This window comes from Trinickia diaoshuihuensis, assembly GCF_003390925.1.
Classification (GTDB): Bacteria; Pseudomonadota; Gammaproteobacteria; order Burkholderiales; family Burkholderiaceae; genus Trinickia; species Trinickia diaoshuihuensis.
This window is the reverse complement of sequence record NZ_QUBS01000007.1, coordinates 21,511-48,198: the sequence shown is the minus strand read 5'-3', so window position 1 is coordinate 48,198 and position 26,688 is coordinate 21,511. Positions and strand designations below refer to the sequence as shown.

The 26,688-nt window shown below is 62.9% G+C and carries 27 protein-coding genes and 1 tRNA gene; 25 read left to right on the top strand and 3 right to left on the bottom strand.

Features of this window, described 5'->3' with window-relative positions; translation table 11 throughout:
* Positions 1-2: 2 nt before the first annotated feature.
* Together DXT59_RS01105 and DXT59_RS01100 are read right to left on the bottom strand one after the other, a co-directional pair.
* Positions 3-440, bottom strand: a complete 438-nt coding sequence (locus DXT59_RS01105) for a DUF3619 family protein (protein WP_116135065.1) — start codon at positions 438-440, stop codon at positions 3-5.
* A complete protein-coding gene (locus DXT59_RS01100) occupies positions 437-1,000 on the bottom strand; it encodes an RNA polymerase sigma factor (RefSeq protein WP_116135063.1) in 564 nt (187 codons plus the stop codon). The genes DXT59_RS01105 and DXT59_RS01100 overlap by 4 nt, the downstream gene beginning before the upstream one ends.
* A gap of 365 nt (positions 1,001-1,365) precedes the next feature.
* Here DXT59_RS01100 and DXT59_RS01095 point away from each other — a divergent pair, with 365 nt between their 5' ends.
* The 6 genes from DXT59_RS01095 to DXT59_RS01070 all read left to right on the top strand — a co-directional run bounded on the left by DXT59_RS01095 (position 1,366) and on the right by DXT59_RS01070 (position 8,390).
* Positions 1,366-3,129 carry an acetolactate synthase 3 catalytic subunit gene (locus tag DXT59_RS01095; protein WP_116135061.1) on the top strand — a complete coding sequence of 588 codons (1,764 nt, stop codon included), beginning with the start codon at positions 1,366-1,368 and terminating at the stop codon, positions 3,127-3,129.
* A 126-nt stretch (positions 3,130-3,255) separates the two neighbouring features.
* Complete coding sequence (ilvN, locus tag DXT59_RS01090; RefSeq protein WP_102646316.1) at positions 3,256-3,747, top strand: acetolactate synthase small subunit; 492 nt, start codon at positions 3,256-3,258, stop codon at positions 3,745-3,747.
* 80 nt (positions 3,748-3,827) lie between these two features.
* On the top strand, positions 3,828-4,844 hold the full coding sequence (gene ilvC / locus DXT59_RS01085; protein WP_116135059.1) for a ketol-acid reductoisomerase: 1,017 nt from the start codon (positions 3,828-3,830) through the stop codon (positions 4,842-4,844).
* Between the two features lie 130 nt (positions 4,845-4,974).
* A complete protein-coding gene (locus DXT59_RS01080; protein WP_116135057.1) occupies positions 4,975-5,613 on the top strand; it encodes a phosphatidylserine decarboxylase in 639 nt (212 codons plus the stop codon).
* A 20-nt stretch (positions 5,614-5,633) separates the two neighbouring features.
* A complete protein-coding gene (pssA, locus tag DXT59_RS01075) occupies positions 5,634-6,521 on the top strand; it encodes a CDP-diacylglycerol--serine O-phosphatidyltransferase (protein ID WP_116135055.1) in 888 nt (295 codons plus the stop codon).
* Between the two features lie 324 nt (positions 6,522-6,845).
* Positions 6,846-8,390, top strand: a complete 1,545-nt coding sequence (locus tag DXT59_RS01070; protein WP_116135053.1) for a 2-isopropylmalate synthase — start codon at positions 6,846-6,848, stop codon at positions 8,388-8,390.
* Positions 8,391-8,488: 98 nt separating this feature from the next.
* Here the strand turns inward: DXT59_RS01070 and DXT59_RS01065 are convergent, their stop codons facing one another.
* Complete coding sequence (locus DXT59_RS01065) at positions 8,489-8,992, bottom strand: hypothetical protein (protein ID WP_116135051.1); 504 nt, start codon at positions 8,990-8,992, stop codon at positions 8,489-8,491.
* Positions 8,993-9,149: 157 nt separating this feature from the next.
* Here DXT59_RS01065 and DXT59_RS01060 point away from each other — a divergent pair, with 157 nt between their 5' ends.
* From DXT59_RS01060 to nuoK, 19 genes are all read left to right on the top strand, one after another.
* On the top strand, positions 9,150-10,475 hold the full coding sequence (locus DXT59_RS01060) for a branched-chain amino acid ABC transporter substrate-binding protein (protein WP_116135113.1): 1,326 nt from the start codon (positions 9,150-9,152) through the stop codon (positions 10,473-10,475).
* A 106-nt stretch (positions 10,476-10,581) separates the two neighbouring features.
* Positions 10,582-10,851, top strand: coding sequence for a 30S ribosomal protein S15 (gene rpsO / locus DXT59_RS01055; protein WP_102646310.1), 270 nt, complete (start codon positions 10,582-10,584; stop codon positions 10,849-10,851).
* A 518-nt stretch (positions 10,852-11,369) separates the two neighbouring features.
* On the top strand, positions 11,370-13,520 hold the full coding sequence (pnp, locus tag DXT59_RS01050) for a polyribonucleotide nucleotidyltransferase (protein WP_116135049.1): 2,151 nt from the start codon (positions 11,370-11,372) through the stop codon (positions 13,518-13,520).
* Positions 13,521-13,637: 117 nt separating this feature from the next.
* Positions 13,638-14,657, top strand: coding sequence for an NAD(P)H-quinone oxidoreductase (locus tag DXT59_RS01045; protein WP_116135047.1), 1,020 nt, complete (start codon positions 13,638-13,640; stop codon positions 14,655-14,657).
* Positions 14,658-14,855: 198 nt separating this feature from the next.
* Positions 14,856-15,068, top strand: coding sequence for a DUF1059 domain-containing protein (locus DXT59_RS01040; protein WP_116135045.1), 213 nt, complete (start codon positions 14,856-14,858; stop codon positions 15,066-15,068).
* A gap of 138 nt (positions 15,069-15,206) precedes the next feature.
* On the top strand, positions 15,207-15,986 hold the full coding sequence (gene tpiA, locus DXT59_RS01035) for a triose-phosphate isomerase (protein ID WP_116135042.1): 780 nt from the start codon (positions 15,207-15,209) through the stop codon (positions 15,984-15,986).
* Between the two features lie 80 nt (positions 15,987-16,066).
* The gene (gene secG, locus DXT59_RS01030) at positions 16,067-16,435 is read left to right on the top strand and encodes a preprotein translocase subunit SecG (RefSeq protein WP_116135040.1); all 369 of its coding nucleotides are present in this window, start codon (positions 16,067-16,069) and stop codon (positions 16,433-16,435) included.
* Between the two features lie 115 nt (positions 16,436-16,550).
* Positions 16,551-16,635 (top strand) — tRNA-Leu (locus tag DXT59_RS01025).
* 175 nt (positions 16,636-16,810) lie between these two features.
* Positions 16,811-17,170, top strand: coding sequence for an NADH-quinone oxidoreductase subunit A (locus tag DXT59_RS01020; protein WP_116135038.1), 360 nt, complete (start codon positions 16,811-16,813; stop codon positions 17,168-17,170).
* Between the two features lie 67 nt (positions 17,171-17,237).
* Positions 17,238-17,717 (top strand): NuoB/complex I 20 kDa subunit family protein, encoded by a 480-nt coding sequence (locus DXT59_RS01015; RefSeq protein WP_006052903.1) that lies wholly within the window; start codon positions 17,238-17,240, stop codon positions 17,715-17,717.
* A gap of 19 nt (positions 17,718-17,736) precedes the next feature.
* The gene (locus DXT59_RS01010; RefSeq protein ID WP_116135036.1) at positions 17,737-18,339 is read left to right on the top strand and encodes an NADH-quinone oxidoreductase subunit C; all 603 of its coding nucleotides are present in this window, start codon (positions 17,737-17,739) and stop codon (positions 18,337-18,339) included.
* 9 nt (positions 18,340-18,348) lie between these two features.
* Positions 18,349-19,602 (top strand): NADH-quinone oxidoreductase subunit D, encoded by a 1,254-nt coding sequence (locus tag DXT59_RS01005; protein ID WP_116135034.1) that lies wholly within the window; start codon positions 18,349-18,351, stop codon positions 19,600-19,602.
* 122 nt (positions 19,603-19,724) lie between these two features.
* Positions 19,725-20,210: an NADH-quinone oxidoreductase subunit NuoE gene (gene nuoE / locus DXT59_RS01000; RefSeq protein ID WP_102646302.1), complete on the top strand. Its 486-nt coding sequence runs from the start codon at positions 19,725-19,727 to the stop codon at positions 20,208-20,210.
* Positions 20,207-21,535, top strand: coding sequence for an NADH-quinone oxidoreductase subunit NuoF (nuoF, locus tag DXT59_RS00995; protein ID WP_116135032.1), 1,329 nt, complete (start codon positions 20,207-20,209; stop codon positions 21,533-21,535). Before nuoE ends, nuoF begins: the two co-directional genes overlap by 4 nt.
* Before the next feature lie 111 nt (positions 21,536-21,646).
* Complete coding sequence (nuoG, locus tag DXT59_RS00990; protein WP_116135031.1) at positions 21,647-23,977, top strand: NADH-quinone oxidoreductase subunit NuoG; 2,331 nt, start codon at positions 21,647-21,649, stop codon at positions 23,975-23,977.
* Complete coding sequence (gene nuoH / locus DXT59_RS00985) at positions 23,978-25,042, top strand: NADH-quinone oxidoreductase subunit NuoH (protein WP_116135029.1); 1,065 nt, start codon at positions 23,978-23,980, stop codon at positions 25,040-25,042.
* 12 nt (positions 25,043-25,054) lie between these two features.
* Positions 25,055-25,543, top strand: a complete 489-nt coding sequence (nuoI, locus tag DXT59_RS00980; protein ID WP_116135027.1) for an NADH-quinone oxidoreductase subunit NuoI — start codon at positions 25,055-25,057, stop codon at positions 25,541-25,543.
* A 127-nt stretch (positions 25,544-25,670) separates the two neighbouring features.
* On the top strand, positions 25,671-26,354 hold the full coding sequence (locus DXT59_RS00975; protein ID WP_116135025.1) for an NADH-quinone oxidoreductase subunit J: 684 nt from the start codon (positions 25,671-25,673) through the stop codon (positions 26,352-26,354).
* Positions 26,355-26,371: 17 nt separating this feature from the next.
* Entirely contained in the window at positions 26,372-26,677 is a 306-nt protein-coding gene (gene nuoK / locus DXT59_RS00970) for an NADH-quinone oxidoreductase subunit NuoK (protein WP_102646422.1), read from the top strand.
* The last annotated feature ends 11 nt before the right edge of the window (positions 26,678-26,688 follow it).

Genomic DNA, 26,688 nt, shown 5'->3' with positions numbered 1-26,688 from the left:
CCTTACCGTGCCCGCGACAGGTACGCATTGAACCCGTGGTCGAGATAAGCATTGAGGGGCAGATCATCGCTGAGCATGGCCGCGTCGATATCGGCCAGCTCGGCGGAGCGTTGGAGGTTTTCCCAGTAAGCGATGACGGCGATCCCGCCGACGAGCGCCACCACGGGCCACACGCGCAGAATTCGGGCGAGCGGCGACAGGCGCCGTTTGCCCGCCTGCGGAGCGGCGAATGCGGCGCCGGCATCGGCGCCGGCGTGCGCGAGCACCGGCACGAAGGCCGGGGCGCGGACGGGTTCGGGTTTCTTGCGCGCGAGCGCGAGACGACGCGCGCCGGCCAGGCGTTCGAGCGTGGCGGCGGGCAAATCGGCTGTGCGTTCGTCGAGCGCGCGGCAAATCTTGCCCGCGAACTCGAGTTCTCTGGTATCTGGAGCGGAGCTCATAGCGTAATTCCTTTGGCCTTGAGCGCGACCGCCAACGTGTGCGTCGCTCGCGAGCAGTGCGTTTTCACGCTTCCCTCGGAGCAGCCCATCGCGGCGGCGGTCTCGGCGACATCCATATCTTCCCAGTAACGCATGAGGAAGGCCTCCCGTTGACGCGCCGGCAATTTTTGAATCTCCGCGTCGATGAGGGCGAGCACTTGATCGCGCTCGAGCTTTTGCTCGCTGCTCAGGCCCGCGCTAACGCTGTCGTCGGCCTCCAGCGTCTCGAGCGGATCGAACTCGTCGTCCTCGCCGCCGCCGAGCGACGAGAACAGGCTGACCCATGTGTTGCGTACTTTCTGACGACGAAAGTAATCGTGCATCACATTTTGCAAGATACGCTGAAATAGGAGCGGCAGCTCGGCAACCGGCCGGTCGCCGTATTTTTCGGCGAGCTTGATCATCGCGTCCTGGACGATGTCGAGGGCGGCATCGTCATCGCGCACGGCGTAGACGGTGTGCTTAAACGCGCGCCTTTCGACGCCCGCCAGAAAATCGGCGAGTTCCTTGTCTGATGCCATCCGAGGGGGCGGCGCGAAACTTTCGCGTGCGCCGTAATCGATAGAAAAATGTCGTAAAACTCGCGGATGCTAGCAAACTTTCGAGGCGGCGGGGGGCGAGCCGTGTATCGATGAGTAAAACATGCGTGATTTTGGCGCGAAAAAGGCCGCTGTCGGCCAGGCGGGCGCGGGCGCACCGAGAACTTTTACTTGACCTGAGCGAGCGCAACCGATAAGGTTTCCGGTTCGCAACATAAGTGATTTGTCTCTTTTTGGACGGGCCCATGAAGCTCGTCTGTCAAAGTGGACGCGCCGCTTGAACCCGAGCCACAAGCCCGGTAGAGAGCACCCGATCAATTTTTTGCCGAAAATTCGAAAGGTGAACGATGAACATGCCCAGCGCGGAATTCTCCACGTCGGATACCACTCCTTCCCACGAGGCCGGCTCGATCGGCGCCACCGTGCTCATGCGCGCGTTGGCCGACGAGGGCGTCGAGGTGCTCTGGGGCTATCCCGGCGGCGCGGTACTGTATATCTACGACGAACTCTATAAGCAGGACAAAGTCCAGCACGTGCTCGTACGCCATGAGCAGGCAGCCGTTCATGCGGCCGATGCCTATTCGCGTTCGACGGGCAAGGTCGGCGTCTGTATGGTGACGTCCGGCCCGGGCGTGACCAATGCCGTGACCGGCATTGCGACGGCCTATATGGACTCGATCCCGATGGTGATCATCAGCGGACAGGTGCCGACGGCCGCCATCGGCCAGGACGCCTTCCAGGAATGCGACACCGTCGGCATCACGCGTCCGTGCGTGAAGCACAATTTCCTCGTGAAGGACGTGCGCGAACTGGCCTCGACGGTCAAGAAGGCGTTCTACATCGCGCGCACGGGGCGTCCCGGCCCGGTGCTGATCGATATCCCGAAAGACATCTCGAAAACGCCGTGTCAGTACGAGCCCGTCAAGACGGTATCGCTGCGCTCGTACAACCCCGTCACGAAGGGCCATTCGGGCCAGATCCGCAAGGCGGTTTCGCTGCTGCTGTCGGCCAAGCGCCCGTACATCTACACGGGCGGCGGGATCATCCTCGCCGATGCTTCGCGCGAACTCAATCAATTCGCCGATCTGCTCGGCTATCCCGTCACGAACACGCTGATGGGTCTCGGCGGCTACCGCGCGAGCGATAAGAAGTTCCTCGGCATGCTCGGCATGCACGGCACTTACGAAGCCAATATGGCGATGCAAAACTGCGACGTACTGATCGCCATCGGCGCCCGGTTCGACGACCGCGTGATCGGCGATCCGCAGCATTTCTCGTCGCGGCCGCGCAAGATCATTCACATCGATATCGACCCGTCCTCGATCAGCAAGCGCGTGAAGGTCGATATTCCGATCGTCGGCGACGTCAAGGAAGTGCTCAAGGAAATGATCGAGCAGCTTCAGCACGCCGAACACGGTCCCGACACGGCGGCGCTGGCCGAGTGGTGGAAGGACATCGAGGGCTGGCGCGCCAAGGATTGCCTCAAGTACGACCGCAAGAGCGAGATCATCAAGCCGCAGTACGTGGTGGAGAAGCTCTGGGAATTGACGGACGGCAACGCGTTCGTCTGCTCGGACGTCGGCCAGCACCAGATGTGGGCCGCCCAGTTCTACCGCTTCGACAAGCCGCGCCGCTGGATCAACTCGGGCGGGCTCGGCACGATGGGCTTCGGCCTGCCGGCGGCGATGGGCGTGAAAATGGCGCACCCGGATTCCGACGTCGTCTGCATCACGGGCGAGGGCTCGATCCAGATGTGTATCCAGGAGTTGTCGACCTGCAAGCAGTACGACACGCCGGTCAAGATCATCTCGCTGAACAACCGCTATCTGGGCATGGTGCGCCAGTGGCAGCAGATCGAATACAGCAAGCGCTACTCCCATTCGTATATGGATGCGCTGCCCGATTTCGTGAAGCTGGCCGAGGCATATGGCCACGTCGGCATCCGCGTCGAAAAGACGTCCGATGTCGAGCCCGCGCTGAAGGAAGCGCTGCGCTTGAAGGATCGCACCGTATTTCTCGATTTCCAGACCGATCCGACCGAAAACGTCTGGCCGATGGTTCAAGCCGGCAAGGGCATCACCGAGATGCTGCTCGGCTCGGAAGACCTCTAAAGACGACAGGCGGGCCCGTCGCTACAGCTCGCTCGCGCGAGGCGTCCCCACGAAGGGCGGACAAAAGCGCGGCGAGGCGGGCGCGGGGCCGATGGCAATCGATATCTGGATAAACGGGAAAGCAACATGAGACATATCATCTCCGTCTTGCTGGAGAACGAACCGGGTGCGCTCTCGCGCGTCGTCGGTCTGTTTTCGGCTCGCGGTTACAACATCGAAACCTTGACGGTGGCGCCGACGGAAGACCGTTCGCTGTCGCGCCTGACCATCGTCTCCATTGGCTCGGACGACGTGATCGAACAGATCACGAAGCACTTGAACCGCCTGATCGAGGTGGTGAAGGTGGTCGACTTGACCGAAGGCGCCCACATCGAGCGCGAGCTGATGCTGATCAAGGTACGGGCGGTCGGCAAGGAACGCGAAGAAATGAAACGGATGGCGGATATCTTCCGCGGCCGTATCATCGACGTGACCGAAAAGACCTACACGATCGAGCTGACGGGGGCGAGCGACAAGCTCGACGCCTTCATCGAAGCGCTCGACGCCGCCGTGATTCTCGAGACGGTCCGCACGGGCAGCTCGGGTATCGGGCGCGGCGAACGCATCTTGAAGGTATAACGCTAAGACGATCCGCGCCCGCCGGTAGGTAGGGCGCGTTTAATGAATTTCACGAATACGATTAACGCGAAGGAATCGACATGAAAGTTTTCTACGATAAAGACGCCGACCTGTCCCTCATCAAAGGCAAGGACGTGACGATCATCGGCTACGGCTCACAAGGCCATGCCCACGCGCTGAACCTGAAAGACAGCGGCGTGCGTGTGACGGTTGGCCTGCGCAAAGGCGGCGCGTCGTGGAAGAAGGCCGAAGGCGCGGGCCTCGCGGTCAAGGAAGTGGCGGAAGCCGTGAAGGGCGCCGACGTCGTCATGATGCTGTTGCCCGACGAGCAAATCGCCGACGTGTACAAGAACGAAGTGCACGCGAACATCAAGGAAGGCGCGGCGCTGGCGTTCGCGCACGGCTTCAACGTGCACTACGGCCAAGTTATTCCGCGCGCCGACCTCGACGTGATCATGATCGCGCCGAAGGCGCCGGGCCATACCGTGCGCGGCACGTACTCGCAAGGCGGCGGCGTGCCGCACTTGATCGCCGTGGCGCAAGACAAGTCGGGCGCGGCACGCGACGTGGCGCTCTCGTATGCGGCGGCCAACGGCGGCGGCCGTGCCGGCATCATCGAAACGAACTTCCGCGAAGAAACGGAAACCGACCTCTTCGGCGAACAAGCCGTGCTGTGCGGCGGTACGGTCGAGCTCATCAAGGCCGGCTTCGAAACGCTCGTGGAAGCGGGCTACGCGCCGGAAATGGCGTACTTCGAATGCCTGCACGAGCTCAAGCTCATCGTGGATCTGATCTACGAAGGCGGCATCGCCAACATGAACTACTCGATCTCGAACAACGCGGAGTACGGCGAATACGTCACGGGCCCGCGCGTCGTGACGGAAGAGACGAAGAAGGTCATGAAGGACGTTCTGAAGGACATCCAGACGGGCGAGTACGCGAAGAGCTTCATTCTCGAGAACAAGGCCGGTGCGCCGACGCTGCAATCGCGCCGCCGCTTGATGGCCGAGCATCAGATCGAGCAAGTCGGCGGTAAGCTGCGCGCGATGATGCCCTGGATCGCGAAGAACAAGCTCGTCGATCAGTCGAAGAACTAATTGCCGTGGCGAGGCCCCGCGCGCAGCGATGGCGCGCGGGGCCGGTCCGACCTACAAAAGCCGTCCCGTGCGTTTCGCACCGGGCGGCTTTTGCTATCCTAGTGGTTTTACAAAAAGTTCGAAACGATCCATGAATTACCCACACCCGATCATCGCGCGCGAAGGCTGGCCGTTCATCGCGATTGCCGCCGTCGTCGCGCTGTTGATCCACGCGGTCGCGGGATTCGGCTTGGCCTGGCCGTTCTGGCTGATCCTGATTTTCGTCGTGCAGTTCTTTCGCGATCCGCCGCGTCCCATTCCCACACAAGCGAACGCCGTTCTGTGTCCGGCCGACGGCCGCATCGTCGCCGTCGAGACCACGCGCGATCCCTATGCCGATCGGGAGGCGCTGAAGATCAGCGTGTTCATGAACGTGTTCAACGTTCACTCGCAACGCTCGCCCGTGGACGGCGCGATCACCAAGGTCGAATATTTCCCCGGCGCCTATTTGAACGCCGCTATCGATAAGGCCTCGACCGAGAACGAGCGTAATGCCGTCGTGATTCAAACGGCCGGCGGGCAAACGGTCACCTCCGTGCAGATCGCAGGCCTGATCGCCCGGCGGATCTTGTGCTACGTGCGTACCGGCGAGCCGCTCGCGCGCGGTCAGCGTTACGGGTTCATCCGCTTCGGCTCGCGGGTCGATGTGTACCTGCCGCTGGGCAGCCGCGCGAAGGTGTCGATCGGCGAGAAGGTCTTCGCCTCGTCGACGATCCTCGCCGAACTGTAACGCCGCGGCGGGAGAGTCAGATGGCCGCTTTCAAACCGCGTCGCCCGCGTTCCGGCACGACGCCGATGCCACGCCCGTTCAGGCGCAATCCGTTCAGGCGCAACAAAACGCTGGGTTCCGAAATGGCGCCCGCCGAAAGCCGCCGGGCCGCCCGCCAGCAGTTTTTGCGGACGCGCGGCATCTATCTGTTGCCGAATGCGTTCACCACGGCGGCGCTGTTTTGCGGATTTTTCGCCGTCGTGCAGGCGATGAACGTGCGCTTCGAGATCGCGGCCATCGCGATTTTCGTGGCGATGGTGCTCGACGGCATGGACGGGCGCGTCGCTCGCATGACGCATACGCAAAGCGCGTTCGGGGAGCAGTTCGATAGTCTGTCCGATATGGTCTCGTTCGGCGTTGCGCCCGCGCTCGTCATGTACGAGTGGGTGCTCAAGGATCTCGGCCGCTGGGGCTGGCTCGCGGCGTTCGTCTACTGCTCCGGCGCCGCGCTGCGGCTCGCGCGCTTCAATACGAATATCGGCGTCGTCGACAAGCGCTTTTTTCAAGGCTTGCCCAGCCCGGCCGCGGCCGCGCTGATAGCGGGTTTCGTGTGGCTCGCGACCGACAACCGGGTTCCGCTCAAGCTCGTTTGGCTGCCGTGGGTCGCCTTTGCCTTGACCGTCTATGCGGGGGTGACGATGGTGTCGAACGCGCCGTTTTACAGCGGCAAGGCGCTCGATGTCCGCCATCGCGTGCCATTCGCGGCGATTTTGCTCGTCGTCGTGGCGTTCGTGCTCGTGTCGTCCGATCCGCCCTTGATGTTGTTCGGGCTTTTCGTACTGTACGGCCTGTCGGGTTATGTGTTCTGGGCCTATATGTCGGTACGTGGGCGCGACAATCCGGCCCGGTCGATCCCGCACGATCATTGAGGACAAAGTGCCGGCCCGATCGCGCGTTGCGGCCGCACGCTTCCCGGGGCGGCTTGGCGGCGCGGCCGGCCCCCGGCCGATTGCGCGATTCCGCGAATGCCGCTATAGTCGGCGACATGGCTATGTTTACCTTCCCCCGCCTATCCCTTCTCGCCGGTGCGCCTCTATGCGCGCTAGCGCTAGCGCGCCTACCGCGCTGATCGTTTTCGCCCCCGTCTGCCTCGTTCGTTGTTCGGCGTCGCCAGCGGTGGCGCGAACGCCCGAATTGTCGTTTTCCGCATCCACCCCCGTATTCCGAAAGCAAACGTCCCTTGGAGACATGAGATGGCAGACAAGCTGATTATTTTCGACACGACGTTGCGTGACGGCGAGCAGTCGCCCGGTGCGTCGATGACGAAGGAAGAGAAGATCCGGATCGCGAAGCAGCTAGAGCGGATGAAGGTCGACGTGATCGAGGCCGGGTTCGCGGCCAGCTCGAACGGCGACTTCGACGCGATCAACACGATCGCCTCGCTGATCAAGGACAGCACGGTTTGCTCGCTCGCCCGCGCGAACGACAAGGACATCCAACGCGCCGCCGATGCGCTCGCGCCCGCCGATCACTTCCGCATTCACACGTTCATTGCGACTTCTCCGCTGCATATGGAGAAAAAGCTGCGCATGACGCCGGAGCAGGTCTACGAGCAGGCTCGCCTGGCGGTGCGCTTCGCGCGCAAATTCACGAACGACGTGGAATTTTCGCCCGAGGACGGCAGCCGCTCGGATATGGACTTTCTTTGCCGCGTGCTGGAAGCCGTGATCGACGAAGGTGCGACGACGATCAACATCGCCGACACGGTCGGTTACGGCGTGCCCGAGTTGTACGGCAACCTGGTGAAGACGCTGCGCGAGCGGATCCCGAATTCGGACAAGGCCGTCTTCTCGGTGCACTGTCACAACGATCTGGGCATGGCCGTGGCGAACTCGCTGGCCGGCGTCAAGATCGGCGGAGCGCGCCAAGTGGAATGCACGATCAACGGCCTGGGCGAGCGCGCGGGCAATACGGCGCTCGAGGAAATCGTGATGGCCGTGAGGACGCGCAAGGACTACTTCGGTCTCGATGTCGGCATCGACACGACGCAAATCGTGCCGGCGTCCAAGCTCGTGTCGCAAATCACGGGTTTCGTCGTCCAGCCGAACAAGGCCGTGGTCGGCGCCAATGCGTTCGCGCACGCGTCGGGCATTCACCAGGACGGCGTGCTCAAGGCGCGCGATACGTATGAAATCATGCGCGCGGAAGACGTGGGCTGGAGCGCGAACAAGATCGTGCTCGGCAAGCTGTCGGGCCGCAACGCGTTCAAGCAGCGGCTGCAAGAGCTGGGCGTCTCGCTCGACAGCGAGAGCGAACTGAATCAAGCGTTCGCGCGGTTCAAGGAATTGGCCGATCGCAAAGCCGAGATTTACGACGAAGACATCATCGCGATCGTCTCGGAGGAATCCGCGGCGGCGGCTGAGCGCGAGCACTACAAATTCGTTTCGCTCGCGCAGCATTCCGAAACGGGCGAGCGTCCGCACGCGCGTGTCGTGTTCTCGGTGGACGGCAAGGAGACCGTGGGCGAGGCGCGCGGAAACGGCCCGGTCGATGCGACGCTCAACGCGATCGAAGGCGAAGTGGGCAGCGGTTCCGAGCTGTTGCTTTACTCGGTGAACGCCATTACGACAGGCACGCAGGCACAGGGCGAAGTGACCGTGCGCTTGTCCAAGAGCGGGCGCATCGTGAACGGCGTGGGCACGGATCCCGACATCGTGGCCGCTTCGGCGAAGGCTTATATCTCGGCGCTCAACAAGCTGTATTCCAACGTCGAGAAGGTGAATCCGCAGGGAGTGTGAGCGGGTAGGCCGGTTGGCCTTCCAGACCCATTCGAAACCCTCGCCGGGCTGAGCCCCGCGAGGGTTTTATGTTTTGTATGTCGTCGGGGTGCCGAACGTCACCACATCCGATCGCGCTCGGGCTCATGCAGCGGGTCGGGCGTCTTTTGCGTCAACCGCAGGATGCCTTCCGGATCGAAGTAGAAGTGGTAGAGCTGATACCAGACGTTGTCTTCCTGGTAACGGTAAGTCCAGACTTCGCGCTTCATCAGCGGGAAATAAGCGGTTTCCTCGGGACGGCCGAAGTTCACTAGGACATCCTGCTTCGTCCAAGTGCCGATCTGAGCCTTGTAGAACTCGCTGACCTGGAGCACCTGTCGCACCGCGACGATCTTGCCCGCCGCGTCGACGTCGGCGGCTGTCGTCGTCTCGCCCATCGGCTGAGTCGGCCACATCAGACGCTTGCCGCCGTTCGGCAAGTCGTAGATCTCGCGCGGTGGCCCCAGGCGCGCGACGAGCGCCGATTGATCCTGGCCGGCCGAGAACCCTTGCCACGGCTGTGCGCAGCCGGCTAACGCGACGACGGCGACGCAGCCGAGCGCGGCGGTAAGACGCTTGAACATGATTCCTCCGATGACTCTCACGACCGGGTTTTTATCACGGCTGCCGATTCTTTGGACAGTGCAGGGGCAAAGATTCTTGGCGCGTTAGGAAGGCGCTTGCGAACGGGTGCCCTGACGGCCTATGATCCGCGCTTTCGAAGCGTACGAGATGCGAACGATGGTCAAACAATGGACGAAGTGGGCTGCAATCGCCGGCGCCGTGGCCGCCCTGACGGCGCCTCTGACGGCCGCGCCCGCCACGAATGCCGGGAACGGGAACGCACCGATCCGGCTCGCGTTGATCGAGGGCATGTCGGGCCCATTCGCCGACGCGGGCGCGGCGGTCGAGCGCAACGTGCGCTTCGCGATCGAGCGCGTCAACGCGCGCGGCGGTGTAGCGCTTCCTGACGGCGCGCATCCGCTCGAACTCGTCGTCCTCGACAGTCAGGGCAGTGTCGAACAAGCGCTCGTGCAACTGCGCGCCGCGTCCGACCGTCATATCCCGTTCGTCTTGCAGGGCAACGGCTCCGCGGTCGCCGCGGCGCTCGTGTCCGCCATCGACAAGCAAAACGCACGCGAACCCGATAACCGCGAACTTTTCCTGAATTATTCGGCTGATGACCCCACGCTGACCGGGACCGGTTGCAGCGTCTGGCATTTTCGCTTCGATGCGCACGCCGGGATGCGCATGAACGCGCTCGCCGATGTGATCGCGCGCGACAAATCGGTCAAGCACGTCTACCTGCTCAATCAGGACTACAGCTTCGGCCATGACGTCAGTACGCTCGCCCGCGCCGCACTCGGTGCCCGGCGGCCCGACATCGCCATCGTCGGCGACGAATTCCATCCGATCGGCCGCGTCAAGGATTTCACGCCCTACATCGCCAAGCTGCGCGCGAGCGGCGCCGATGCCGTCGTGACGGGTAATTGGGGGAACGATCTCGCGCTGCTCGTCAAAGCCGCGCGCGAGCAGGGCTTCGCAGGAAAGTTCTATACGTTTTACGGCAATAGCCTCGACGCCCCGGCGGCGATCGGAGAGGCGGGCGTCAAGCGCGTGGTGGCCGTCGCGGATTGGCATCCCAACGCCGGCACGGCCGCGCCCGCCAACGAGCGGCTGCCGCACGCGAACGCGGCGGCTTCGGATGCGTACTACGCGGCGTTTCGCGCGCGCTTCCCGGCCGCGCACGACGATTACGCGCTGGCTCGCATCGACGTCATGGTCGAAATGCTGGCCGACGCGATTGCTCGGGCGCACGGAACCGACGCGCTCGCCGTGACCAAGGCGCTCGAAGGGGCGAAGTTCGAGAACGGCTTCGTGCGCGCGTGGATGCGCGCCGACGATCACCAGTTGATCCAGCCCCTTTATGTTATCGAGATGGATAAGGCGGGGACGCCAGGCGTGCGTTTCGACAACGAGGGTTCGGGCTACGGCTTTCGTACGGTGCTCGCCTTGCCGCCCGGGCAAACCGAGGTTCCTAGCGACTGCCGCATGAAGCGCCCGTAAGGGGCGAGGGTGTTGCCGCTTTCGGTTGTGCTACAATGCGCGCTTCGTCGTAACCCACGGCACGGCCTTTCTTCCGTGACCGCCTGTTTGTTTTAAAGGAAATCAAATGTCTGTTGCTGATATCAAGAAGTCCGACATCGTCGCGCAATTTGCCCGCGGCACGAACGACACGGGTTCGCCCGAAGTGCAAGTTGCACTGCTCACGTCGCGTATCAACGAGTTGACCACGCACTTCAAGTCGCACTCGAAGGATCACCACAGCCGCCGCGGTTTGCTGCGTATGGTGAGCCGTCGCCGTAAGCTGCTCGACTACCTGAAGGGCAAGGATGCCGACCGTTACCGTTCGCTGATCGAAAAGCTCGGTCTGCGCAAGTAATCGGCGCCTCCGCGTTATGCAAGATGCCTGTGTCAGTGCGCTGATACAGGCATTTGTTTTTTTCGTCGGTCGAACTTGGCGCTTTAGCGCCTAGTTCGACCCCGCACAGAGTGTCGATGGGAGTTGGCGCTTTAGCGCCTAGTCCCATCTCACACAGAGCGCCGTTGCTTGCACTTAGTGCTTCAGCACTAAGTGCAAGCTTCGCAGGGCTTTAGTGGGCCCGGATCGCGTGCATCGGCGGTATTCAACGGCACGCCCCGTGCGTGCGCGTAACGAAGGACGTAGCAAACCCAGGCGTGCGGCGATCGCGCGCGTTGGGCGATTTATAGCAGCCGGCAAAGGCGGGCAGAGCTTTGTGTCATTCCAGCGCGGCGAGACGGCCGCGATTGCCGAGCGCGGCGCTGGAATGGCATAACACTCCTCTTCCCGCAGGTGCGCCGGCTGCCGGCGCCGCCGGGCGATGCTTCGCGCACGGCGGCGGCGATCCCAAATAGATGAGAAGACAGAAGGAGTGATTTATGTCCATGTTCAATAAGGTCGTTAAAGAATTCAAATGGGGACAACATAACGTTCGCCTCGAAACCGGCGAGATCGCACGCCAAGCATCGGGCGCCGTCATCGTCGATGTCGAAGACACCGTCGTGCTCGCCACGGTTGTCGGCGCGAAGTCGGCCAAGCCCGGCCAGGACTTTTTCCCGCTGACGGTCGACTACATCGAGAAGACCTACTCGGCCGGTAAGATCCCCGGCGGTTTCTTCCGCCGCGAGGGCCGTCCCTCCGAACACGAAACGCTCACGTCGCGCTTGATCGACCGGCCCCTGCGTCCGCTGTTCCCCGAAGGCTTCTACAACGAAGTCCAGGTCGTCGTTCACGTGCTGTCGATCAATCCGGAAGTGCCGGCCGACATCCCCGCGCTGATCGGCGCGTCGGCCGCGCTCGCCGTATCGGGTCTGCCGTTCAACGGCCCCGTGGGCGCCGCCCGTGTCGGCTATATCAACAACGAATACGTGTTGAACCCGACGCGCGCCCAGCAAAAGGAATCGCGTCTGGATCTCGTCGTGGCCGGTACCGAGCGTGCCGTGCTGATGGTCGAATCGGAAGCCGACCAATTGCCCGAAGACGTCATGCTCGGCGCGGTCGTGTTCGGTCACGAGCAATTGCAAACGGCGATCGACGCCATTCACGAACTCGTGCGCGAAGGCGGTAAGCCCGAATGGGATTGGCAGCCGGCGCCGAAGGACGAAGCGCTGATCGCGCGCGTAACCGAAATCGCGTACAACGAACTCGTTGCCGCCTATCAACTGCGCAACAAGCAACAGCGTTCGACGAAGCTGAAGGACATATACGCCGCCACGAGCGCCAAGCTCGAGGAAGCGGCCGCGGCCTCGGGCGAAGCGCCCGCGGACAAGACCGCCGTCGGCAACATCTTGTTCGATCTCGAAGCGAAGATCGTTCGCAGCCAAATCCTGAACGGCGAACCGCGTATCGACGGCCGCGATACGCGCACGGTGCGTCCGATCGAAATCCGTACGGGCGTGCTGCCGCGTACGCACGGTTCGGCGCTGTTCACGCGCGGCGAGACGCAAGCGCTCGTCGTGGCGACGCTCGGCACCAAGGGCGACGAACAAATCATCGACGCGCTCGAAGGCGAATACCGCGAGCGTTTCATGCTCCACTACAACATGCCTCCGTTCGCGACGGGTGAGACGGGTCGCGTGGGCACGCCCAAGCGCCGCGAAATCGGCCACGGCCGTCTGGCCAAGCGCGCGCTCGCCGCTTGCCTGCCGAGCGCCGAGGAATTCGGCTACTCGATCCGCGTCGTTTCGGAAATCACCGAATCGAACGGTTCGTCGTCGATGGCGTCGGTGTGCGGCGGTTGCCTCGCGTTGATGGATGCCGGCGTGCCGATGAAGGCGCATGTCGCCGGTATCGCGATGGGCCTGATTCTCGACGGCAACAAGTTCGCGGTGCTGACCGACATCCTCGGCGACGAGGATCACCTCGGCGACATGGACTTCAAGGTGGCCGGTACGGCCGACGGCGTCACCGCGCTGCAAATGGACATCAAGATCCAAGGGATCACGAAGGAGATCATGCAAGTCGCGCTGGCGCAGGCGAAGGAAGGCCGCATGCACATCCTCGGCAAGATGAAGGACGCCGTGTCGGGCGCCAGCACCGAGCTGTCGGCGTTCGCGCCGCGCATGATCACGATCAAGATCAATCCCGAGAAGATCCGCGACGTGATCGGCAAGGGCGGCTCGGTGATCCGCGCGTTGACCGAGGAAACGGGCACGACCATCGACATCTCCGACGACGGCGTCGTCACGATCGCGAGCACCAGCAGCGAAGGGATGGCCGAGGCGAAGCGCCGCATCGAGAACATCACGGCCGAAGTGGAAGTGGGGCAGGTCTACGAAGGTACCGTGCTCAAGCTGCTGGAGTTCGGTGCGATCGTCAACATCCTGCCGGGCAAGGATGGCCTGCTGCACATCTCCGAGATCGCCAACGAGCGTATCAAGGACATCAAGGATTACCTCAGCGAAGGCCAGCAAGTGAAGGTCAAGGTTATCCAAACGGACGAAAAGGGCCGCGTGCGCCTGTCGGCCAAGGCGCTGCTGAACGAAGGCGGTTCGGGTGCGGCGCCCTCGGAGCCGGCGCCCCAGCAGTAACGCGTCGCTCCTTCGGGGAGTGAACCGCTCCTTGAACGGCCGGCCGCTTTCCAAGCGCGCCGGCCGTTTTTTCATCAGAATAGTGCCCGTTCCCTGTGCGACTGCCTCGGAGGTGATGTGAAAGCGATCGAAATTACCGAGTTCGGCGGGCCGGAAGTACTGGTGCTCGGCGAGCGGCCCGACCCGGTTCCCGGTCCCGGCGAGGTACTCGTCAAGGTAGCGGCATCGGGCGTGAATCGGCCCGACGTATTCCAACGTAAGGGCGCCTATGCGCCCCCTCCGGGCGTATCCGATCTGCCCGGGCTCGAGATCGCCGGTGAAATCGTCGGCGGCAACCTCGAGGAAAAGCACAACCCGTTCGGACTGAAGATCGGGGACCGCGTATGCGCGCTGCTAGCCGGCGGCGGCTATGCGCAATATGCGAGCGTGCCGCTCGCTCAATGTTTGCCGGTGCCGAGCGGGCTGACCGATATCGAGGCCGCGTCGCTGCCCGAAACGTTCTTCACGGTCTGGAGCAACGTGTTCGACCGGGCGGGGCTCGGCGCGGGCGAGGGTGGCGAGAACGAGACGCTGCTCGTGCAAGGCGGCTCGAGCGGGATCGGCGTCACGGCGATTCAGATCGCTCACGCGCTCGGGTTTCGCGTTTTCGCGACGGCTGGGACGGCAGAGAAATGCAAGGCATGCGAGGCGCTGGGCGCCGAACGCGCGATCAACTATAAGTCCGAGGACTTCGTCGAAGTCGTCAAATCGCTGACGAACGATCGCGGCGTCGACGTGATCCTCGACATGGTGGCCGGCGGATACGTGCCGCGCGAACTTTCCGCGCTCGCCGACGGCGGCCGCCTCGTGATCATCGCCCTGCTCGGCGGCGCGAAGGCGGAGGTCAGCTTGGCCGAAGTGTTGCGGCGGCGCCTGACGATCACGGGCTCGACGCTGCGTCCGCGCTCGATCGGATTCAAGGCGCGAATCGCGGCGCGGCTCAAGGAGCGCGTTTGGCCGCTCATCGAAGCGGGGCGCATCAAGCCGATCGTCTATCGAGTGTTGCCGGCGCAGGAGGCGGCGCAGGCCCATGCGTTGATGGAGAGCGGCGAGCATATCGGCAAGATCGTCTTGGATTGGCAAGCCGAGCCGGCATGAGCGGCATCTTCATGCACGGATAGTGCCAACGCTGAGCGCGCGTGCCGTATAAGGATCGCGCTCGATTATCTCGAAATGGAGCTTTGGCCTAGGTCGCGCGCGGACTATTACTGGATACGGCGCGATCTTTCATGAGGCTTTCGATCATGCGAGTCATCGCGTTTACCCAATCGGAAACCGATCCAGAAGGAGGCCGCCATGACGCGCAAATACATCGATTGCAGAGAATTTCCGAGCGAAATGAACTGCACCGTGGCACTGGCAGCGGACAGCGAGCGCGAGTTGATCGAGGCTGCGGTCCAGCATGCCGTTGCCGTTCATCATCACGTCGATTCGCCCGAACTGCGTTCGCAGCTTTCCGCCCTGTTTCACGACGGTACGCCGCCGCTCGAACCGCTCCGCGCCAAGTAAGCGGGCCGTGCGCCGTACGGTTTGACCGGGTCCCTTCAAGCACAGTAAAATTGCGTGTTTTGCGTGCGCCTTCGATGGCACGAGGGCCGGGGCGCATGCTGCATAAGCCACGGCAGAGACAACACACGGGCGAGACACATGTCGGAACAGCGAGTGAAGTGGGTAATCGGCAACTGGAAGATGCACGGGCGGCTCGCGGAAAACGCGGCCCTTTTGCAGTCCGTTGCCGTCGGCGCGGCCGCGATCGGCGATGCGATCCGAATCGGCGTGTGCGTGCCCACCCCTTATCTCGCCCAAGCGCAAGCGCTGCTGTCGGGCAAACCGCTCGCTTGGGGCGTGCAGGATATTTCGACCTACACCCACGGCGCCTATACGGGTGAAGTCGCCGCGGAGATGGCGGGCGAGTTCGGCGCGACGCTCGCGATCGTCGGTCACTCGGAGCGTCGCGCGTACCATGCGGAAAGCTCGGAATTGGTGGCCGCGAAGGCTCGCCGCGCGCTCGAGGCCGGCCTCACGCCGATCGTTTGTATCGGCGAAACGCTGGAAGAGCGCGAAGCGGGCGCGACCGAGGCGGTCGTCGGCGCGCAGCTCGATGCGGTCCTGAATCTGCTGTCGGTCGACGAAGCGCGGCGTATCGTCATCGCCTATGAACCCGTGTGGGCGATCGGCACGGGGCGCAGCGCGACGGCGGACCAGGCGCAGGAAGTGCATGCGTTTTTGCGGGCGCGGCTGGCGCAAAAAGATGCGTCGCTCGCGCGCGTGGCCTTGTTGTATGGCGGCAGCGTGAAGCCCGACAATGCGCTGGCGTTGTTCGGTCAAGCGGATATCGACGGCGGCCTGATCGGCGGCGCGTCGTTGAAGAGTGAAGATTTCCTCGCGATTTGCGAGCAAGCGAAAGCGGCGAGCCACGCTGGCTGACGCGGAGCGCAAACGCGAAAGGGCAGCCCGGGCGCGTTCCATCGAGCCGGGATGCTCAAACCTCAAATTAGGTGAGTCAGATGCTGTTTTTGAAAACGTTGATCATCGTGGTGCAACTGCTGTCGGCCCTGGGCATCATCGGCCTTGTGCTGTTGCAGCATGGCAAGGGCGCGGATATGGGCGCGGCATTCGGTAGCGGCGCCTCGGGTAGCCTCTTCGGCGCCACCGGTTCCGCCAATTTCTTGTCGCGTACCACGGCGATTTTGGCGACGGTGTTCTTCATCACGACCCTCGCGCTGACCTACATCGGCTCGTACAAGTCCCGTCCCACGGCGGGTGTGCTGGGCACGGTAACGGCTCCGGCGGCACCGAGCGCGCCTGCGTCGGCAGCGCTCGCCTCGGCGCCCGTGGCCGCTCCCGCGCCGTCGAGCAGCGCCGTTCCGAAATAATAAATTTCGCATAATGTTGCATTTGTGCGTTGAACAATTGTTGGAAGCGCGATAGAATTTAAGTCTTGAAGCGATTCGCGGGTTCCAGCAAGTTGTGTCCCGGATTGCAGACAGTGCCGACGTGGTGAAATTGGTAGACACGCTATCTTGAGGGGGTAGTGGCGAAAGCTGTGCGAGTTCGAGTCTCGCCGTCGGCACCAAAGTTATCCAATGCCAGCCGCTTGCTTCGCTTCGGCTGGCATTGTCACTTCTGGAGTCATGCTTACGTCTTCCATGCGGTGTAGTGTGTGAAAGGCAAGTAGTACAACGAAGTGATTTTCTGTAGGGATGGGACCGATCCCTGCGGTACTCAGAACCAACCGAAAGAGGATAGTCTTGAACCTCGCAGCCTACTTCCCCGTATTGCTCTTCCTTCTTGTGGGCGCCGGTTTAGGCATTGCACTTGTCAGCATCGGCAAGATCCTCGCCCCCAGTCGTCCCGACAATCAAAAGAATTCGCCGTACGAGTGCGGCTTCGAAGCCTTCGAAGACGCGCGCATGAAGTTCGACGTGCGCTACTACCTCGTCGCCATCCTGTTCATCATTTTCGATCTCGAGACCGCGTTCCTGTTTCCGTGGGGCGTCGCCCTGCGCGACATCGGCTGGCTCGGCTTCATGGCGATGATGATTTTCCTGGTCGAACTCCTGCTCGGTTTCGCCTACATCTGGCGCAAGGGCGGGCTCGATTGGGAGTGATGGGTTAATCGCCGGTTTCTTGCGGGCGGTGTATAAAGCCTACCGTCCCGTCTGGAGTGCAAAGCAAATGAGTATCGAAGGGGTCTTGAAGGAAGGGTTTGTCACCACCACGGCCGACAAACTGATCAACTGGACGCGCACGGGTTCGCTTTGGCCGATGACGTTCGGCCTCGCCTGCTGTGCGGTCGAGATGATGCATGCGGGCGCGGCCCGTTACGACTTGGACCGGTTCGGGGTCGTGTTCCGTCCCAGTCCGCGTCAGTCCGACGTCATGATCGTGGCCGGCACGCTATGCAACAAGATGGCGCCCGCGCTGCGTAAGGTCTACGACCAAATGGCCGAACCGCGTTGGGTCATCTCCATGGGTTCGTGCGCCAACGGCGGCGGTTACTACCACTATTCCTATTCGGTCGTGCGCGGCTGCGATCGCATCGTACCGGTCGACGTCTATGTGCCGGGCTGCCCACCGACGGCGGAAGCGCTGGTCTACGGCGTGATCCAGCTACAGGCGAAGATTCGCCGCACCAACACCATCGCCCGTCAATAAGCGCAAGCTTCCCCACTTTATGGCAAGCAAACTCGAGACCCTCAAAGCGAACCTCGAGGCGGCCTTTGGCGGCCGTCTGACCAGCATCACCGAGTCGATCGGCGAGCTGACGATCGTCGTCAAGGCGGACGATTACCTCGAAGTGGCCCGGCGACTGCGCGACGATCGCACGCTCGGCTTCGAGCAGTTGATCGATCTGGCCGGCGTCGACTATCAATCCTATGGCGACGGCGCCTATGACGGCCCGCGTTTCGCGGCCGTCTCGCATCTGCTGTCGGTGTCGAACAATTGGCGCCTGCGCGTGCGCGTGTTCGCACCCGACGACGACATGCCGATCGTGCCGTCCCTCGTCGAGATCTGGAATTCGGTCAACTGGTACGAGCGCGAAGCGTTCGACTTGTACGGCATCGTCTTCGAAGGCCACCCGGATCTACGCCGCATCCTGACCGACTACGGTTTCATCGGCCATCCGTTCCGCAAGGACTTCCCGGTATCGGGTTACGTCGAAATGCGTTACGACCCGGAAGAAAAGCGCGTCGTCTACCAGCCGGTGACGATCGAGCCGCGCGAAATCACGCCACGCGTGATTCGCGAGGATCGCTACGGCGGTCTGAAACACTAAGAGGGCGCCATGGCAGAGATTAAAAACTACACCCTCAACTTCGGCCCGCAGCACCCGGCGGCGCACGGCGTGCTGCGCCTCGTGCTCGAGCTCGACGGCGAAGTGATCCAGCGCGCTGATCCGCATATCGGCCTGCTGCATCGCGCGACCGAAAAGCTCGCGGAGAACAAGACCTATATTCAGTCCGTGCCGTACATGGACCGTCTCGACTACGTGTCGATGATGGTGAACGAGCATGGCTACGTGCTCGCGATCGAGAAACTGCTCGGCATCGACGTGCCGATCCGCGCGAAGTACATCCGCGTGCTGTTCGACGAGATCACGCGCTGCTTGAACCACTTGATGTGGATCGGCGCGCACGCGCTCGACGTCGGCGCAATGGCCGTGTTCCTCTATGCCTTCCGCGAGCGCGAGGATTTGATGGACGTCTACGAGGCGGTCTCGGGCGCGCGCATGCACGCGGCCTACTACCGTCCCGGCGGCGTCTACCGCGACCTGCCGGACGCGATGCCGCAATACAAGGCATCGAAGATCCGCAACGCGAAGGCGCTCGAGAAGATGAACGAAGCGCGGCAAGGCTCGCTGCTCGATTTCATCGACGATTTCTTTACGCGCTTCCCTGGTTGCGTCGACGAGTACGAAACCCTGCTCACCGACAACCGGATCTGGAAGCAGCGCCTGGTCGGCATCGGCGTCGTGAGCCCGGAACGTGCGTTCCAGATGGGGTTGACGGGTCCGATGCTGCGCGGCTCGGGCGTGGAGTGGGATTTGCGCAAGAAGCAGCCGTACGAGGTGTACGATCAGCTCGACTTCGATATCCCCGTCGGCGTCAACGGCGATTGCTACGACCGTTACCTCGTGCGCGTGGAAGAAATGCGCCAGTCGACGCGCATCGCCAAGCAATGTATCGAATGGCTGCGCAAGAATCCGGGGCCGGTGATGACCGATAACCACAAGGTCGCGCCGCCCTCGCGCGTGGGCATGAAGTCGAACATGGAAGAGCTGATTCACCACTTCAAGCTCTTCACGGAAGGGTTTCACGTGCCGGAAGGCGAGGCGTACGCCGCGGTCGAGCATCCGAAGGGCGAATTCGGCATCTATCTGGTGTCGGACGGTGCGAACAAGCCGTATCGCCTCAAGATCCGCGCGCCCGGGTATGCGCATTTGGCCGCGCTCGACGAAATGGCGCGCGGCCACATGATCGCGGACGCCGTCACCATCATCGGTACGCAGGACATCGTGTTCGGCGAAATCGACCGGTAAGCGCCGCACGGCGCGCCGCATGCGAGTTGCCGATACGCGGCTCGCGGCGCGCCGGGTCTGCCGCGACGAATAAGGCGGCAGGTTTTCGTTCGGTAGGAATTGAAAGAGTTCGTGTTCTCAAAATGATCTCAGCTGAAGGCCTGAAAGAAATCGATCGCGCGGTGGCGAAGTATCCCGCCGATCAGAAACAGTCCGCCGTGATGTCGGCGTTGGCCACCGCTCAGGAAGAGCACGGCTGGCTGTCGCCCGAACTGATGCAGTTCGTGGCCGACTACCTCGGCATGCCGGCTGTCGCAGTCCAGGAAGTGGCGACGTTCTACACGATGTACGAGACGTCGCCCGTCGGTAAGCACAAGATCACGCTGTGCACGAATTTGCCGTGTCAGCTCGGCCCGCACGGCGGCGCCGAGGCCACGGCCGAGTACCTGAAAAAGAAGCTCGGCATCGATTTCGGCGAAACGACCCCCGACGGTAAGTTCACGCTCAAGGAAGGCGAGTGCTTTGGTTCGTGCGGCGACGCCCCCGTGCTGCTCGTGAACAACCATCGCATGTGCAGCTTCATGAGCCCCGAGAAGATCGATGCTTTGCTCGAGGAGCTTTCGAAATGACGTCTTTGCACGACCGTCACATCAAACCCCTGATTCTCGCCGGCCTTACGGGCGAGAACTGGCATCTCGAAGATTACGTCGCGCGCGGCGGCTACAAGCAACTGCGCCGCATCCTCGAAGAGAAGATCGCGCCCGAGCAAGTGATTGCGGACGTCAAGGCGTCGGGTCTGCGCGGCCGCGGCGGCGCGGGCTTCCCGACGGGCTTGAAGTGGAGCTTCATGCCGCGTCAGTTCCCGGGGCAAAAGTATCTCGTCTGCAATTCGGACGAAGGCGAGCCGGGCACGTTCAAGGATCGCGACATCCTGCGCTGGAACCCGCATGCCCTCATCGAGGGGATGGCGATCGGCGCGTATGCGATGGGCATCACCGTCGGCTACAACTACATCCACGGCGAAATCTGGGAAGTCTACAAGCGCTTCGAAGAGGCGCTCGAAGAGGCTCGCCGCGCCGGTTTCCTCGGCGATAACATCCTCGGCTCCGGGTTCTCGTTCCAGTTGCATGCGCACCATGGTTACGGCGCGTACATCTGCGGCGAAGAGACGGCGCTGCTCGAGTCGCTCGAAGGCAAGAAGGGTCAGCCGCGCTTCAAGCCGCCGTTCCCGGCGAGCTTCGGCGTATATGGCAAGCCGACGACGATCAACAACACCGAGACGTTCGCGGCCGTGCCGTTCCTGCTCGAAATCGGGCCGCAGCAATATCTCGAACTCGGCAAGCCGAACAACGGCGGCACGAAGATCTTCTCCGTGTCGGGCGACGTGGAGCGTCCGGGCAATTATGAAGTGCCGCTCGGCACGCCGTTCGCGACGTTGATGGAACTGGCGGGCGGGATGCGCGGCGGTAAGAAGTTGAAGGCCGTCATTCCGGGCGGTTCGTCGGCGCCGGTCGTGCCCGGCGACGTCATGATGCAAACGGACCTCGACTACGACTCGATCGCGAAGGTCGGTTCGATGCTCGGGTCGGGCGCCGTCATCGTCATGGACGAAACGCGCTGCATGGTGCGCTCGCTGTTGCGCCTGTCGTACTTCTACTATGAAGAGTCGTGCGGCCAGTGCACGCCGTGCCGCGAAGGCACGGGCTGGCTCTATCGCGTCGTCAATCGTATCGAGCACGGCCAGGGCCGCAAGGAAGACTTGGACCTGTTGAACTCGGTGGCCGAAAACATCATGGGCCGCACGATTTGCGCGCTCGGCGATGCGGCGGCGATGCCGGTGCGCGGCATGCTCAAGCACTACTGGGACGAATTCGAATATCACGTGGAGCACAAGCGTTGCCTCGTCGGTGGCCACGCGGGTGCTCCGGCCGCTGCGGACGCGGCACTCGCTTAAGCAGCGTCACGCGACTCCATCGCTTCATGCAGACCGCCCGCCGAATCCGTTTCGGCGGGCGGTTCAGCGAGCAAAAGTTGAGCGGTAATAGGTTAAGGACCATTCACCATCATGGTTGAACTTGAAATAGACGGGAAGAAGGTCGAGGTGCCTGAAGGCAGCATGGTGATCCAGGCTGCGCATAAGGTCGACACGTACATTCCTCACTTCTGCTATCACAAGAAGCTTTCGATCGCGGCGAACTGCCGCATGTGTCTCGTCGAAGTCGAGAAGATGCCGAAGGCCGTGCCCGCGTGCGCGACGCCGGTGTCGGCCGGCATGGTCGTGCGCACGACGTCCGATAAGGCCGTCAAGGCGCAGCAATCGGTGATGGAATTCCTGCTCATCAATCACCCGCTCGACTGCCCGATTTGCGATCAGGGCGGCGAATGCCAGTTGCAGGACTTGGCCGTGGGCTACGGCAAGTCGGCCTCGCGCTACACGGAAGAAAAGCGCGTGGTGTTCCATAAGAACGTCGGCCCGCTGATCTCGATGGAAGAGATGACGCGCTGCATCCACTGCACGCGCTGCGTCCGGTTCGGTCAGGAAGTGGCCGGGGTGATGGAACTGGGTATGCTCGGCCGCGGCGAGCACTCGGAAATTACGACGTTCGTCGGCAAGACGGTCGATTCGGAACTGTCGGGCAACATGATCGATCTGTGCCCGGTCGGCGCGCTCACGAGCAAGCCGTTCCGCTACAGCGCCCGTACCTGGGAGCTGTCGCGCCGCAAGTCGGTGAGCCCGCACGATTCCGTCGGCGCGAACCTCGTCGTGCAAAGCAAGAACAACCGCGTCATGCGCGTGTTGCCGCTCGAGAACGAAGCGATCAACGAGTGCTGGATCTCCGATAAGGACCGCTTCTCTTACGAAGGCCTGAATAGCGAAGAGCGCTTGACGCAGCCGATGATCAAGCAAGGCGGCCAGTGGATCGAAACCGACTGGCAAACGGCGCTCGAATACGTCGCGAAGAGCTTGAAGGGCGTCACCGCCGATCACGGCGCGAACGCGATCGCGATGCTCGGCAGCGCGCACAGCACCGTCGAGGAGCTGTTCCTGCTCAAGCAACTCGCGCAAGCGGTGGGAACGCCGAACGTCGACTTCCGTCTGCGCCACTCCGATTTCTCGGCCGCGAGCGAAGGTGCGCCGTGGCTGGGCATGCCGCTCGCCGATCTCTCGACGATCGATGCGGCCTTCGTGATCGGCTCGTTCCTGCGCCGCGATCATCCGCTGATGGCCTCGCGTCTGCGCCAAGCGGCACGCAGCGGCGCGAAGCTCCATCTGTTGCACGCGACGGGCGACAACTCGCTTATCCCGACCGCGAAGACGATCGTGGCGGCGCCCTCGGCATGGGTCGACGCGCTGGCCGGCATCGCCGCCGCGGTTGCCCAAGCACGCGGTGTGGCCCTGCCTGAAGGCGTGGCGGGCGCGCAAGCCTCGGCGGCTACGCAAGAAGTCGCCGCCGCGCTTGCGAACGGCGAGCGCCGTGCCGTGTTGATCGGCAACAGCGCCGTTCAACATCCGGAGTTCTCGCGTATCCACGCGCTCGCGCAGTGGATCGCCGAGCAAACGGGCGCCACGCTCGGTTTCCTGACGGAAGCCGCGAACACGGTAGGCGCGCATCTCGTCGGCGCGCTGCCCGGCGCGCAGGGTCTCGATGCGCGCGCCGCATTCGAGCAGCCGCGCAAGGGTTACGTGCTGCTGAACCTCGAAGCCGAATTCGATACGGCCAATCCGGCGCAGGCGAAGGCCGCGCTGGCTGCCGCCGAGACGGTTGTCGTGCTCTCGCCGTTCAAGACGGGCCTCGACTATGCGGACGTGCTGCTGCCGATCGCGCCGTACACGGAAACGGCCGGTGCGTTCGTGAATGCCGAAGGCACGCTGCAAGCGTTCAACGGTATCGTGCGTCCGCTCGGCGAAACGCGCCCGGGCTGGAAGGTGCTGCGCGTGCTGGGCAATCTGCTCGGCGCGGCGGGTTTCGACTTCGAGACGGTGGAAGACGTGCGCCGCGCGGCGCTGCCCGCCGGAGTCGAGGCTGCGCGCCTGAACAACCGCACGAACGCGGCGGTTGTTCGCGCCGCACAAGCGCAAGCGAGCGGCGCGCTCGAGCGGATCGCCGACGTGGCGATTTATCACGCCGACGCCCTCGTGCGCCGCGCGCCGTCGCTGCATCTGACGATGGCCGCGCGCGCGGCGAACGCGATCGGCTTGCCGGCGGCGCTGTTCGACAAGCTCGGTTTGAAGGAAGGCGACACGGTGCGCGTGCGTCAAGGCGAGCGCACGGTGCAAGCCGGCGCGACGCGCGATGCGGCGCTGGCGGACACGGCGGTGCGCGTATCGGCGGGCACGCAGCTCGGCGCGGCGCTCGGCGGCTTGTTCGGTGAACTCGTGGTGGAGAAGGCGTAAATGAGCTTGTTCGATACGATCAACGCAGGCGGCGCCCAGGCGCTCGGCGCGGCGTGGCCCACGGTGTGGGCGCTCGTGCGCATCGTCGTCGTCTCCGTCGCCATCTTGCTGTGCGTGGCGTACCTGATTTTGTGGGAGCGTAAGCTCATCGGCTGGATGCACGTGCGTCTCGGGCCTAACCGCGTGGGTCCCGCCGGCTTGCTGCAGCCGATCGCCGACGTGCTGAAGCTGCTGCTCAAGGAAGTGATTCAGCCGACCGCGGCGAACCGCTGGCTCTACCTGATCGCGCCGATCATGACGGTCGTGCCCGCATTCGCGGTCTGGGCCGTGATTCCGTTCCAAGCGAAGGCGGTGCTCGGCGACATCAACGCCGGCCTGCTGTACGTGATCGCGATTTCGTCGATCGGCGTGTACGGCGTGATTCTCGCGGGCTGGGCATCGAACTCGAAGTACGCGTTCCTCGGCGCGATGCGCGCCGCGGCGCAGATGGTCTCGTACGAAGTGTCGATGGGCTTCGCGCTCGTCGTCGTGCTGATGACCTCGGGCAGCTTGAACCTGTCGGCGATCGTCGGCTCGCAAATGCGCGGCTTCTTCGCCGATCACGGCATTACGTTCCTCTCGTGGAACTGGCTGCCGCTTCTGCCGGTGTTCGTCGTCTACTTCATCTCGGGCATCGCCGAAACGAACCGTCACCCGTTCGACGTGGTGGAAGGGGAGTCGGAAATCGTGGCGGGCCACATGATCGATTACTCGGGGATGGCGTTCGCGCTGTTCTTCCTCGCCGAGTACATCAACATGATCGTGATCTCGGCGCTGGCCGCGACGCTGTTCCTCGGCGGCTGGAGCGCGCCGTTCGGCTTCCTGTCGTTCATCCCGGGCATCTTCTGGCTCGTGCTGAAGGTGTTCCTGCTGTTGTCGGTGTTCATCTGGGCCCGCGCGACGTTCCCGCGCTATCGCTATGACCAGATCATGCGTTTGGGTTGGAAGGTGTTCCTGCCCGTGTGCATCGTCTGGGTGGTCGTGGTCGGCTTCTGGATCATGTCGCCGCTGAACATCTGGAAATAAAGGGCGAGCGAAATGACTGCTATCCAAAATTTCTTCAAGACGTTTTTCCTGACCGAGCTGCTCAAGGGGCTCGCGCTGACGGGTAAGTACACGTTCCGGCGCAAGTTCACGGTGCAGTTCCCCGAGGAAAAGACGCCGCTCTCGCCGCGTTTCCGCGGTCTGCACGCGCTGCGCCGCTATGAAAACGGCGAAGAGCGCTGCATCGCCTGCAAGCTGTGCGAAGCGGTGTGCCCGGCGTTGGCCATCACGATCGAATCGGAAGTGCGCGCCGACAATACGCGCCGCACGACGCGCTACGACATCGATCTGACCAAGTGTATTTTCTGCGGATTCTGCGAGGAAAGCTGCCCCGTCGATTCGATCGTCGAGACGAGCATCCTCGAGTACCACGGCGAAAAGCGCGGCGACCTGTACTTCACGAAAGACATGCTGCTCGCGGTGGGCGATCGCTACGAAACGCAGATCGCCGCGTCCAAGGCGGCCGACGCGCCGTACCGTTGAAACAGCATTGACGCATTTGCTCTACGCGTAGTTGGGGTGACGCGGCGGTTTAGGCCGCCGCGGCATGGCGCGGCGTGCGCCGACTGCCACCACGCCTGAACGATGAGCTAACGATGAGCCGGTAATCATGGAATTCACGACCGTACTGTTTTACATCTTCGCGCTGCTCCTGACGGTGTCGGGCCTGAAGGTGATCACGTCGCGCAACCCGGTGGGGTCGGCGCTGTTTCTCGTGCTCGCGTTTTTCAACGCGGCGGCGATCTGGATGCTGCTCGAAGCCGAATTCCTCGCGATCTTGCTCGTGCTGCTCTATGTCGGCGCGGTCATGGTGCTGTTCCTGTTCGTCGTGATGATGCTCGACATCAACCTCGACGTGCTGCGCCGCGACTTCAAGCGCTTCGTGCCGGTGGCGACCGTCGTCGGCGCGATCATCGTCGTCGAGACGGCGCTGATCCTGTGGCACGGCTACGGCGCGACCACGACGCCGGTGCGCGACGCCGCCGCGGCTGCCTCGTCGATGCCGAACACCTACCTGATCGGGAAGGTCATCTACACCGACTACGTGTTCGCGTTCGAAGTGGCGGGCCTCGTGCTGCTCGTGGCGATCATCGCGGCGATCGCGTTGACGGCGCGCAAGGGCAAGGACAGCAAGCGCCAGAACGTATCCCAGCAAGTGAAGGTGCGTGCGCAAGATCGCGTGCGCTTGGTGAAGATGCCGGCCGAACGTTCGACGCTGCCGGCCACCGCGGAAGGCGCGCCCGGCGAGCCGAACGCGAATGCCGGCGCGGGCGCGGTCGGCAGCAACCGTTGAGCGTCGAGGAGAAAAACATGTTGACCCTGGCTCATTACCTCGTGCTCGGCGCGATCTTGTTTGCGATCGGCGTCGTCGGCATTTTCCTGAATCGTCGCAACGTCATCATCATCTTGATGGCGATCGAGTTGATCTTGCTCGCGGTGAACACGAATTTCGTCGCGTTCTCGCACTACCTTGGCGACGTCCACGGGCAGATCTTCGTGTTCTTCGTGCTGACGGTGGCCGCCGCGGAAGCGGCGATCGGTCTCGCGATTCTCGTGACTCTGTTCCGTACCCTCGACACGATCAACGTCGAGGATCTCGATCAGCTCAAAGGTTAAATTCAGGCACT

What these genes read in the sequence shown, in the direction of transcription:
- DXT59_RS01005 (WP_116135034.1), top strand. Translation starts at nt 18,349, where the DNA reads ATGGCAGAGATTAAAAACTACACCCTCAACTTCGGCCCGCAGCACCCG.
- rpsO (WP_102646310.1), top strand. Translation starts at nt 10,582, where the DNA reads ATGTCTGTTGCTGATATCAAGAAGTCCGACATCGTCGCGCAATTTGCC.
- ilvC (WP_116135059.1), top strand. Translation starts at nt 3,828, where the DNA reads ATGAAAGTTTTCTACGATAAAGACGCCGACCTGTCCCTCATCAAAGGC.
- nuoK (WP_102646422.1), top strand. Translation starts at nt 26,372, where the DNA reads ATGTTGACCCTGGCTCATTACCTCGTGCTCGGCGCGATCTTGTTTGCG.
- DXT59_RS01065 (WP_116135051.1), bottom strand. Translation starts at nt 8,992, where the DNA reads ATGTTCAAGCGTCTTACCGCCGCGCTCGGCTGCGTCGCCGTCGTCGCG.
- nuoF (WP_116135032.1), top strand. Translation starts at nt 20,207, where the DNA reads ATGACGTCTTTGCACGACCGTCACATCAAACCCCTGATTCTCGCCGGC.
- pnp (WP_116135049.1), top strand. Translation starts at nt 11,370, where the DNA reads ATGTCCATGTTCAATAAGGTCGTTAAAGAATTCAAATGGGGACAACAT.
- pssA (WP_116135055.1), top strand. Translation starts at nt 5,634, where the DNA reads ATGGCCGCTTTCAAACCGCGTCGCCCGCGTTCCGGCACGACGCCGATG.
- ilvN (WP_102646316.1), top strand. Translation starts at nt 3,256, where the DNA reads ATGAGACATATCATCTCCGTCTTGCTGGAGAACGAACCGGGTGCGCTC.
- nuoG (WP_116135031.1), top strand. Translation starts at nt 21,647, where the DNA reads ATGGTTGAACTTGAAATAGACGGGAAGAAGGTCGAGGTGCCTGAAGGC.
- DXT59_RS01080 (WP_116135057.1), top strand. Translation starts at nt 4,975, where the DNA reads ATGAATTACCCACACCCGATCATCGCGCGCGAAGGCTGGCCGTTCATC.
- nuoH (WP_116135029.1), top strand. Translation starts at nt 23,978, where the DNA reads ATGAGCTTGTTCGATACGATCAACGCAGGCGGCGCCCAGGCGCTCGGC.
- DXT59_RS01010 (WP_116135036.1), top strand. Translation starts at nt 17,737, where the DNA reads ATGGCAAGCAAACTCGAGACCCTCAAAGCGAACCTCGAGGCGGCCTTT.
- DXT59_RS00975 (WP_116135025.1), top strand. Translation starts at nt 25,671, where the DNA reads ATGGAATTCACGACCGTACTGTTTTACATCTTCGCGCTGCTCCTGACG.
- nuoI (WP_116135027.1), top strand. Translation starts at nt 25,055, where the DNA reads ATGACTGCTATCCAAAATTTCTTCAAGACGTTTTTCCTGACCGAGCTG.
- DXT59_RS01015 (WP_006052903.1), top strand. Translation starts at nt 17,238, where the DNA reads ATGAGTATCGAAGGGGTCTTGAAGGAAGGGTTTGTCACCACCACGGCC.
- secG (WP_116135040.1), top strand. Translation starts at nt 16,067, where the DNA reads ATGCTGTTTTTGAAAACGTTGATCATCGTGGTGCAACTGCTGTCGGCC.
- DXT59_RS01070 (WP_116135053.1), top strand. Translation starts at nt 6,846, where the DNA reads ATGGCAGACAAGCTGATTATTTTCGACACGACGTTGCGTGACGGCGAG.
- DXT59_RS01105 (WP_116135065.1), bottom strand. Translation starts at nt 440, where the DNA reads ATGAGCTCCGCTCCAGATACCAGAGAACTCGAGTTCGCGGGCAAGATT.
- DXT59_RS01100 (WP_116135063.1), bottom strand. Translation starts at nt 1,000, where the DNA reads ATGGCATCAGACAAGGAACTCGCCGATTTTCTGGCGGGCGTCGAAAGG.
- nuoE (WP_102646302.1), top strand. Translation starts at nt 19,725, where the DNA reads ATGATCTCAGCTGAAGGCCTGAAAGAAATCGATCGCGCGGTGGCGAAG.
- tpiA (WP_116135042.1), top strand. Translation starts at nt 15,207, where the DNA reads ATGTCGGAACAGCGAGTGAAGTGGGTAATCGGCAACTGGAAGATGCAC.
- DXT59_RS01060 (WP_116135113.1), top strand. Translation starts at nt 9,150, where the DNA reads ATGGTCAAACAATGGACGAAGTGGGCTGCAATCGCCGGCGCCGTGGCC.
- DXT59_RS01095 (WP_116135061.1), top strand. Translation starts at nt 1,366, where the DNA reads ATGAACATGCCCAGCGCGGAATTCTCCACGTCGGATACCACTCCTTCC.
- DXT59_RS01040 (WP_116135045.1), top strand. Translation starts at nt 14,856, where the DNA reads ATGACGCGCAAATACATCGATTGCAGAGAATTTCCGAGCGAAATGAAC.